This is a genomic window from Ornithinimicrobium sp., assembly GCF_051004135.1.
Lineage (GTDB): Bacteria > Actinomycetota > Actinomycetes > Actinomycetales > Dermatophilaceae > Ornithinicoccus.
This window is the reverse complement of sequence record NZ_JBPCKQ010000029.1, coordinates 1-8,215: the sequence shown is the minus strand read 5'-3', so window position 1 is coordinate 8,215 and position 8,215 is coordinate 1. Positions and strand designations below refer to the sequence as shown.

8 protein-coding genes and 1 tRNA gene are annotated in these 8,215 nt (G+C 71.4%); 4 read left to right on the top strand and 5 right to left on the bottom strand.

Annotation, left to right across the window (positions count from 1 at the left end; genetic code table 11):
* Nucleotides 1–1,059, bottom strand: a 1,059-nt coding sequence (locus ACR2FV_RS01605) for an alcohol dehydrogenase catalytic domain-containing protein (protein ID WP_434013974.1), incomplete at its 3' end; no start/stop codon positions are given.
* A 75-nt stretch (nt 1,060–1,134) separates the two neighbouring features.
* Here ACR2FV_RS01605 and ACR2FV_RS01600 point away from each other — a divergent pair.
* Complete coding sequence (locus ACR2FV_RS01600; protein WP_434013973.1) at nt 1,135–1,536, top strand: hypothetical protein; 402 nt, start codon at nt 1,135–1,137, stop codon at nt 1,534–1,536.
* A gap of 32 nt (nt 1,537–1,568) precedes the next feature.
* On the opposite strand, the gene ACR2FV_RS01595 is transcribed toward ACR2FV_RS01600, so the two are convergent.
* The gene (locus tag ACR2FV_RS01595; RefSeq protein ID WP_434013972.1) at nt 1,569–2,222 is read right to left on the bottom strand and encodes a DUF998 domain-containing protein; all 654 of its coding nucleotides are present in this window, start codon (nt 2,220–2,222) and stop codon (nt 1,569–1,571) included.
* A gap of 20 nt (nt 2,223–2,242) precedes the next feature.
* On the bottom strand, nt 2,243–4,582 hold the full coding sequence (locus ACR2FV_RS01590) for a SpoIID/LytB domain-containing protein (RefSeq protein WP_434013971.1): 2,340 nt from the start codon (nt 4,580–4,582) through the stop codon (nt 2,243–2,245).
* A gap of 134 nt (nt 4,583–4,716) precedes the next feature.
* On the opposite strand from ACR2FV_RS01590, the gene ACR2FV_RS01585 reads away from it, so the two are divergent.
* The 3 genes from ACR2FV_RS01585 to ACR2FV_RS01575 all read left to right on the top strand — a co-directional run bounded on the left by ACR2FV_RS01585 (nt 4,717) and on the right by ACR2FV_RS01575 (nt 6,696).
* The gene (locus ACR2FV_RS01585; RefSeq protein ID WP_434013970.1) at nt 4,717–5,487 is read left to right on the top strand and encodes an AMIN-like domain-containing (lipo)protein; all 771 of its coding nucleotides are present in this window, start codon (nt 4,717–4,719) and stop codon (nt 5,485–5,487) included.
* Nucleotides 5,488–5,607: 120 nt separating this feature from the next.
* Nucleotides 5,608–6,585: an endonuclease/exonuclease/phosphatase family protein gene (locus tag ACR2FV_RS01580; RefSeq protein ID WP_434013969.1), complete on the top strand. Its 978-nt coding sequence runs from the start codon at nt 5,608–5,610 to the stop codon at nt 6,583–6,585.
* 38 nt (nt 6,586–6,623) lie between these two features.
* Nucleotides 6,624–6,696: transfer RNA gene (locus ACR2FV_RS01575), tRNA-Lys, on the top strand.
* A gap of 40 nt (nt 6,697–6,736) precedes the next feature.
* Here the strand turns inward: ACR2FV_RS01575 and ACR2FV_RS01570 are convergent.
* Both ACR2FV_RS01570 and ACR2FV_RS01565 read right to left on the bottom strand, forming a co-directional pair.
* Nucleotides 6,737–7,675 (bottom strand): tyrosine-type recombinase/integrase, encoded by a 939-nt coding sequence (locus tag ACR2FV_RS01570; protein WP_434013968.1) that lies wholly within the window; start codon nt 7,673–7,675, stop codon nt 6,737–6,739.
* A gap of 190 nt (nt 7,676–7,865) precedes the next feature.
* The gene (locus ACR2FV_RS01565; protein WP_434013967.1) at nt 7,866–8,066 is read right to left on the bottom strand and encodes a helix-turn-helix domain-containing protein; all 201 of its coding nucleotides are present in this window, start codon (nt 8,064–8,066) and stop codon (nt 7,866–7,868) included.
* Nucleotides 8,067–8,215 lie beyond the last annotated feature (149 nt).

Below are 8,215 nucleotides of genomic sequence, written 5' to 3'. Positions count from 1 at the left end.
GAAAAACGGTGGGAGGGGTTGACCCTCCCGCGCGCGAACGCGAGGGCCGTCCGGCCTGGCGGTGTCCTGTCTGCCCCCGCCCCCCGAGCCCCCCGCGCCGGCCTCATCCAGACCGATGACCCGGCCGATCAGGCGGCCGGGGTCCAGCACTCCCCGCGCGATCAGCTCCAGCATCGGCGGGTAGTCAGCAGCCGACATGCCGTGCGCACCGTAGATCTCCAGCTCGTGGGCCACCACCCGGTCCATCGGCAGCGGCGGGGTCGCGGAAGGACCGAGCAGCAGCCCGACCTGCACATGCCGGCCCCGCCGGCGCAGACTGCATACCGATGCCACGGCCGTCTCCGGCAGACCCAGCGCGTCGATCGACACGTGCGCACCGCCGAGGTCCTGGATCTGCGCGGCCACATCGCCGCCGCCTTCCAGCACGACCTCCGCGCCCAGCTCGCGAGCCCGCCGCCGCGCCCCTGGGGCCGGATCGACCGCGATCACCCGGGCGCCCAGGGCCACCCCGATCAGGACCGCTGACAGCCCGACGCCACCACACCCGTGCACCGCGAGCCACTGGCCCGGCTCGACCCGGCCGTGCACCCTCACTGCCCGGTATGCCGTGGCGAAGCGGCAGCCCAGCGAGGCCGCGGTCACGTCGTCGATCGCCTCGGGCAGGGCGACCAGGTTGGCGTCGGCGGCGTGCAGCACCACCCGCTCGGCGAAGGAGCCCGGCCCGGTGAATCCCGGCTGCGTCTGCGCGGGGCAGACCTGAGCCTGCCCGGTGCGGCACCATTCGCACTGTCCACATCCGCAGACGAACGGCACCGTCACCCGCTCACCCACCTGCCAGCGCGTCACCCCGTTGCCCACCTCGGCGACCCGGCCCGCCAGCTCGTGCCCGGGGACGTGCGGCAGGTCCACCGGGTCGTGGCCCTGCCAGGCGTGCCAGTCCGAACGGCATACCCCGGTCGCCCCGACGGCCACGACGACCCCTTCGGCGGGGCAGAGCGGTTCGGACACCTCGACGACCGCCGGTGCCACGCCATACTCGCCGAACTGCACCGCTCTCACCCAGGCACTCTAGGCGCGTTGTCCCGCCGTCCGCGCAGGTGAACGTGCCCGACGCACCCGGGGCACAATGGGGCGATGATCAGCCTGGAGCTCGCCCGTGACCTGCACGCCGCCGGACTCATCTGGTCGCCGCTGGCCGGAGACCGGTTCACGGTCAAGAACGAGGCCATGGCCGACGCCGTCTACCACCTCGCCGACATGACGGTCGACGTGCAGCAGTTCGTCGGCGGATCGGTGATCGGCTTCAACGGCGTGGCGGAGTGGGCGCTGGACTCCGTGCAGCTCGAGGAGACGCTCTGGCTGCCGCGGGAGGACCAGATGCGCGCGGTGCTTGGCGACACGTTCGCCGGGCTGGCCAAGACCGACGCCGGGTATGCCGTGGTCCTCACCCTGAAGGGCGAGCGGCACACCTTCGACCACATTGACGCCGAGTGCGCCTACGGCCGGGCACTGCTCGCCCACCTGCGCACCGGCTGACCCACCGCACCCAGCCTGGGCACGCAGGCGCGTCAGTCTGCAGCCTGCTCGGCGAGATCCTCCAGCAGCACGACGATCCCGGTGGCCGTCGTCCAGAGCGTCACCGGCCAGCCGGCGATGCGCTCGACGATGCCCGGATGGCGCACGTCGCTGAGCAGCATGGTCGCGCTGGCCGCCGAGGCGACCGCGCCCACCACCCCGGTCAGCACCGACTGTCTTCGCCGGGTCGGCGCCAGCCCGACGCTCGCAGCGAGCAGCAGCAGGTTGCCTCCACCGATGGCACACGCCGCGGCGAAGTAGTGCACCGCCCGGCGCATCTCACCCACCCCCGGCTCGGTCGGCTGCAGCCCCACGCCCGCGATCCCGAGACCGTGCACGCCGGCCAGCCCGACCGCGACCCGCCGCCACCCCCGGTGCGGGACGTAGGGCGCAAACAGCCATGCCCCCGCCGGGGTCAGCACCCCCAGGGTGACGAAGGAGACGTTCATCACCGCGTGCCTGGGAGAGCTCACGACCCGTCCCTCGTTGACACCGGCGGTGCGGGCGCCCAGGTCGCTGACGAAGTTGCGCGCCCAGTCGTATGCCGGGTCGCGCCATCCCGCGGCCGTCACCAGCTCAGCAGCGAAGTACTGAGCACCGGCAGCCCAGCAGCAGGCTGCCACGCGGCGGCGGTTCGAGGGCCTCACGGCCGTGAGCGTGTCACAGCTCAGTCCAGGTAGGCGCCCAGCAGATTGAGCACCCGCTCGGCGACGACGCTGTCCCCACCGACGGCGTACGCCCTGCTCAGCGATAACCGGTCGAGTGCCCGCTTGGTGGCCGGCGGTATGCCGTTCCGCTCGGTGAGCAGCAGCGGTGCGGCCCGTCGTCCACCCAGCGCCGCCCCCACGAGCGCGTCCGGGTAGGCGGTGCCCGAGGCCACCACCGCCGTGCGCGTGCCCGAGGGGTACTGCCGGCTCACCTGCTCTGCGGTGCCGTAGCGGTTGGTCCCCGCCAGCCGGGTGAAGCCGCCGCCTTGGCTGTAGGCCCCGGCGGCGCGTGCCGTCGCCGTGTTGACCGCACTCGACCCGCCGAGCACTAGGACCTCCGTGGGGTTCAGCCGGTCCAGCTGCCGCCGGGTCGACGGCGGTAGGCCGCCCGGCTTGGTCAACAGCAGCGGCGCACCCTGGTGGGCCGCGAGGGCCGCACCGGACAGGGCGTCCGGGTAGTCGGCCCCACTGGCCAGATAGACCCGACGCACACCGGCCGGATACTGGGCGGCCATCACCGCGGCCGTCTCGTAGCGGTCGCCGCCGTCGACCCGCTGCACCTGGCGCGTGGTGGCGTACGGCTTCAGCGCCGCCAGCACCGTGCCGTCGACGGCGGTCGAGCCACCGACCACGACGATCCGCTCCGGCCTCAGCCGCTCCAGCGCCTGCCGGGTCTTGGTGGGCACGCTGTCGGTGTCGGTCAGCAGCACGGGCACGTCCTGCACACCAGAGCGGGCCGCCGCGGACAGCGCGTCGGGGAAGTCCAGACCCGAGGCGACGTAGACCAGGGGCCCTCCCGTGGGCCAGAACCGGGACACCGCCTCGCTGGTGCCCCACCGGTCCGTGCCGGACACTCGGGTGGCCGACGGGCTCGGCGCCTCGGCGATCAGCGTGAAGTAGCTGGAGGACAGGCCCGTGGAGTTGGCCGGCCAGGGTCGGGCCAGCCGCAGCCCGGTGCCGGTGGCGTAGGCCCAGGTGTAGTCGCCGGCGGCAGTGAAGCCCTCGACCCGGGCCTCGAGCACCCGGCCACCCCAGCTGCCGTCGCCGTCGCGGCGCAGTATCTGCACCCGCTCCACCCGGTCGATGCCGTAGCGGGACTCCAGCGAGGTCGCGGGCAGCTGGGCGCTCCAGGCGTGCCGGCGGTTGCCGTCGACGTCGTCGTAGGGGTCGGGGTGGGCGCTCAGGTATCCGTGCGCGCTGGAGGCAGCGGCGGTGTGCCCACCCGAGGAGGAGGAGAACATCGTCGTGGCCAGGGCCTGCCCGGTGGAGAACCGGTAGGTCAGCACCTGCCCGGGTGTGGCCGCGACGGCGGCGTCGGTGGCAGTGTTCTCGAAGGAGGCGATGGCGCCGGAGTCGGTGCGCTCCCCTCGCCCGGAGTAGACCTGGCAGGCGGTGGTGTCGCAGGTGTCGTAGTAGGAGGTGCCGTTGGAGCCCCGCGCCGAGTAGGTGCGCGCAGCCACGGCCTGGCTGCGCAGCGCCTCGCGGTGGAACGAGCTGGGCATCTCGGCGGAGACCACGGAGCGCAGGTAGCTCTCCATCGGCAGCGCGTTGACGGTCTCGACGGCCTCGGTGCCGGTGTAGGTGGCCGTCACCTCGCCGCGGTAGACCCGCAGCTGCCCACCGGGCAGGAACAGGTCGACGCTGCGCTCCTTCGGTGAGCTGAACGTCACCGGGCACGAGCGCGGCATACCGCTGGGCCAGGTGACCGACCAGGTGCCGTTGACCCGCCCTTCGAGGGCGCAGCTCGAGTTCCCGGTCCCGGTCGAGCGCACCCGCCACTGCTCCCGGCCGGACGGCAGGGCGTATGTCGTGCCGCCGACCTGCGGGGCCACCCGCAGGCCCGGACGGTGCGCCACGCGGGTGGCGCCGTCGTCGTCGATGGTGATGCCGATCCGGATGGTGCCCAGGTTGCGGGTCTCCAGGGTGGTGCCGGGGTAGTAGAAGTCGAGGATCTGGGTGTGGTCCAGCCCTTGCTTGCCGGCGCCGTCGGCGCCGTACTGCGACATCCCGATGCCGTGCCCGAAGCCACCTCCCCGGACGTCGAACACGTCGTCGGCGGGTCGCGGATAGGCCACTGCGCCGGGCTCGGGCGAGGGCAGCGCGGTCACGCCCTCGACCACCTCGGCGGGCGAGACACTCGCCACGCCGTCGAGCGCCGGCTCCTCGAGCATGCCGTAGCGCTGGTCCTCCACCACGCCGTCGGGCCCGGGCGGTAGGTCCGGGTCCTGGGCGGCCAGAGCCGACCCCGGCAGCAGCACGGACGCGGCCAGGGTGGCAGCGATGACACGAATCGGACGCATGGATGACTCCCCCGGAGCTGAGCGACAGCAGATCTCTGTGACAAGTGTGACACAAGGGCGGGAACTCGGCGGCCGGCGGAGGTGTTGCCCGAAGCCCCTGGGAGGGCTAGGTTCCGAGCAACGGAAGGAATCAGATGGCGATCCCACGACGTGTCCTGGCGGGGGTTGCTGCGGCAACCCTCCTGCTGTCGGCATGCAGCGAGCTCGAGGAAGCGACGACCGACCCGCCCACCGAGGGCCCCTCCTCCGGCACCGCCGCCCCGACTCCCTCCACCCTGGACCAGGACGACGCCACCTCGACCGTCGGCGACCAGGACATGCAGACCGCCACCTCGATGGGCGGCGACCTCGACCCGCAGACGTCGACGCAGCCCGCGCCCCCGCCCGACACCGACACCTCCACATCGACCGCCACAGGCAGCCCCACCGCCGCCCCCACCGAGGCTCCCGCCGACGAGGCGCTGCCCGCCTTCTCCGCGGAGGCCGTGCAGCAGTCGGGAGGTGACGACGCTGCGCTGCTGCCCACGACCGTGCGCCTCGGGCTGCACGACGGCTACGACCGCGTGGTGTTCGACCTGGAGGGTGAGACGATGCCGGGCTACCGCGTGGGCTACGTGGACCAGGCTGTGCAGGACGGCAGCGGCCGGATCATCGACGTCGCCGGCGACGCGATCCTGCAGGTGGTGATCTCCGGCACGCGCTACCCCGAGGAGGACGAGTCCTACCAGGGCGGCCCGGGCACCTACACCCTGGACTCGGCCGAGGTGGTCGAGCAGGTCAGGGCGTCCGGCACCTTCGAGGGGCTGACCCAGGCGTTCATCGGGATCGACGACGAGGGCTCGCCCTTCCGGGTCTTCACCCTCAGCGGCCCCCCGCGCCTCGTGGTGGACATCCAGCACCCCTGATCGGCTCGGGAGTGTGCACCTCCCCCGACCGACCTCGAGCGGGCGGGAGCAGGTCGTGCGCCCGCGTTCACGGACCGTTCGCTCAACGCCTCGCTCAACCGGTTCAGCGCCGGCGGGCTCGTGCAGGATCTGTCCACCGGCAACGACGAGCAGGCCGGCAACGTCGCCGAGATCATCCAGCGCACCGACCCCGGCGTGCTGCTGGTCAACGAGTTCGACTACACCGCGCCCGTCAACACCGGCGTGCCCAGCGGCTTCGACCTCAACAACGACGGCACCGTCGGTGGGCCCGACGACGCCTACGGCTTCGGCTTCTTCCCTGGGCAGTACGGCATGGTCGTCTACTCCAAGTACCCCATCGACACCGAGGCCGTGCGCACCTTCCAGCAGTTCCGGTGGACCGACATGCCCGGCAACCTCATCCCGCAGGACTTCTGCTCCCCGGCGGAGGTCGAGGCGCTGCGGCTGTCCAGCAAGTCGCACTGGGACGTGCCCATCCAGGTCGGCGACAAGCGGGTGCACTTCCTGGTCAGCCACCCGACCCCGCCGGTCTTCGACGGGCCGGAGGACCGCAACGGCCGGCGCAACCACGACGAGATCCGGTTCTGGGCCGACTACATCTCCCCGGGTCAACGCTCCGCATACATCTATGACGACACGGGGACCACCGGGGGGCTCGAGCCCGGCGCCCGGTTCGTGATCGCCGGCGACCAGAACTCCGACCCCTTCGACGGCGACTCCTATCCAGGCTCCATCGAGGCGCTGCTGGACCATCCCCGGGTCAACACCAAGGTCACCCCGGACAGCGAAGGTGTCGTGGAGGCCGCGCGGCTGCAGGGCGGGTCCAACGCCGAGCACGAGGGCGACCCGGCCTACGACACCGCCGACTTCGCCGAGCCCCCCGGCAACATCCGGGCAGACTACGTCCTGCCCAGCAAGAGTCTGCGCATCCTCGACGCGGCGGTCTTCTGGCCCACCAGCGACGACCCGCTGTCCCGGCTGAGCGGCACGTTCCCGCTCCCCGCCAGCGACCATCGCCTGGTGTGGGGCGACTCCAAGCTGCCGCACCACCGCTGGCTGGGCGAGCGCTCGCCGTAGAGTGGGCCGGACCCGGCGGGCAGCCCCCGACCGGGTGCGGGCCTCTAGCTCAATGGTTAGAGCTGCGGACTTTTAATCCGTAGGTTGTGGGTTCGAGTCCCACGGGGCCCACTTCGACATACGCGCTGGTGAACGCACGTCTCGGAACCCCTCAGCGTCCTCCCTCCCGCGGCTGCTCCGGTGGTTTGGCCACCAGTTTGGCCACCACAGCTTCAGCACCGAGGTACTCATCGAGCCGTGCGGCCGCCCCGTCCAGGGCGTCCGGCAGCAGATGGGTATAGAGGTTGAGCGTCGTAGCCGGCGTGCTGTGGCCGAGGATGCGTTGTACCTCAACTGGCGTCGCCCCGGCCTGGATCAGGAGGCTGGCGCAGGTGTGCCGAAGGTCGTGGAAGCGCATGCCCACACCCAAGGCCTGGACCGCTTGAGGCCACGCCACCCACCGCTTCCAGTTGGAGGCTCGGAGCCGGGCACCGTCCGGCGAGGTGAACAGGAGCTCGTTCGCCGGGCGAACCGCAGCCGCGTCGCGCAAGTCCTCGAGGAGGCGCGCCGGGATTGGGACCCGACGCCGCCCGTAGCGAGACTTAGGAGGCTTGACCTCCACGCGCCCAGACACCTCAACCTGGGCGCGTTGGACCCGCAACCTACGCGCAGCGAGGTCCACGTCACCGACGTTCAGGGCCGCGACCTCGCCCCACCGGAGGCCGCAGTATGCGGCGAGGCGTACGAGCGTCCCGTGATGGAGCACAGCACCGGCCAGCTCCTCGACCTGATTGACCGTCAGGACATGGTCTCCGCGTGACTGGGGCAGGCTGGGCAGGCGCACGCCGTGCGCAGGGTTCACCGCGATACGCCGCTCGGCGACAGCTTGGTCCAAGATGAGGCTGAGCACCCTGTGGGCGTGCCTGGTCGTGGCGGACGACCGCTCACGTGCCAGCGCAGACACGAAGTCTTGGACCATGGGAGACGTGATCTGCTCGAGTGGCCGAGAGCCGAACGCTGGAGCGAGGTGGGTGCGCCAGTGTTGGATGTACCCCTGCACGGTTCGGGACTGCACGGTGCCGACAAGCCCGGCGAGGAACCGCTCAGCCACCTGAGACACCGGGACACGACCCGCTGAGTGCTCGACGCCCAGGCGTAGTTTGCGTTCTCGCTGGTGCTGAAACTCGAGCGCGGCAGCACGGCTCTTGAAGGAGCGGCTCCGCTGCTTACGGCCTCCACCGGGGGTCGATTCCCACCACCGCACCCGCCACGTGACCTGACCAGTACGTGGAGAGGTTCGCCTATCGAGCACTGCGGGACCGCTCCTGCTCCTGCACCCATTCCTCCACCTTCTCTGGCCTGTACCGGATCTGCTTGCCTAAGCGGATCGACGGCGGTCCCTCTCCCTTGGCTGCCCAGGCGCGGGCCGTCCCCGGGCTGACGCGGAGCAGGTCGGCGACCTCCTGGACCGTGAGGAACATCATCTCCGCCGACGCGGTCACCCTCTCTTCGGGACCGGCTGTACTGTGCCGCTGAACATTGGTGGCTCTTCACAGTTGAGGGTGTAGAGGGGGGTGGGCGCGTTGGTGCGGGGGGGAGGGTAGAGGTCTTACGATGATGGAGGTTCCTAATCCGTCCACCAGGAAGACCT

Excerpts from the sequence above, each read along its gene's own strand:
- ACR2FV_RS01585 (WP_434013970.1), top strand. The coding sequence starts at position 4,717 with ATGGCGATCCCACGACGTGTCCTGGCGGGGGTTGCTGCGGCAACCCTC.
- ACR2FV_RS01600 (WP_434013973.1), top strand. The coding sequence starts at position 1,135 with ATGATCAGCCTGGAGCTCGCCCGTGACCTGCACGCCGCCGGACTCATC.
- ACR2FV_RS01590 (WP_434013971.1), bottom strand. The coding sequence starts at position 4,582 with ATGCGTCCGATTCGTGTCATCGCTGCCACCCTGGCCGCGTCCGTGCTG.